1 protein-coding gene is annotated in these 531 nt (G+C 71.4%); it reads right to left on the bottom strand.

The features are described from left to right. Window positions 1-531: hypothetical protein (locus RNB18_RS50975; RefSeq protein ID WP_311720922.1), on the bottom strand; the 531-nt coding region annotated here is incomplete at both ends.

Here is a 531-nt window from a genome sequence, read left to right as displayed (position 1 = left end):
GGTCAGACGGCCGGTGGCGTCGTACGCGTACTCCTGGGAGGACCAGCCGGAGTGTGCCGTGACCTGGCTGTGGACCGAACGGTCGACCGTGTCGGCGGTGACGACCAGGCCGTCGCTGTCGCGGGTGTAGACCCGGGAGACGGCCGCTCCCGCGGTGTCCTCCTCGACGGTGAGGGTGTAGCCGCCGGGCAGCTTCTCGGTGGCGACGGACCCGTCGGCGTCGTAGCGCGCCTCGAAGGTGCCGGCGACCGAGTCCGTCGTCCGGGTGACCAGACCGCGGGGTTCCACGGCCGTGTCATAGGTGTGCGTCACCGTGGACGGCACCGAGTCGGTGGTCTTGACCGGCCGGTTCAGCAGGTCGTACTCGGTCCGGGTCACCCCGCCGTCGGCGTCGGTGTACGCGATCTGGCGGCCGAGCTTGTCGAGCTCCTTCGTGACCGTCCCACCGGTCGGCGAGACGGTCTTCACCTCCTGGCCGGTGTCCGGGTCGTACTCGGTCGTGGACTCCGGGACCGCCTGGCCGAGCCCGCC

Origin of the sequence: Streptomyces doebereineriae, assembly GCF_031845645.1 — a bacterium.
Taxonomy (GTDB): domain Bacteria; phylum Actinomycetota; class Actinomycetes; order Streptomycetales; family Streptomycetaceae; genus Streptomyces; species Streptomyces canus.
This window is presented reverse-complemented; position numbering and strand designations above follow the sequence as displayed.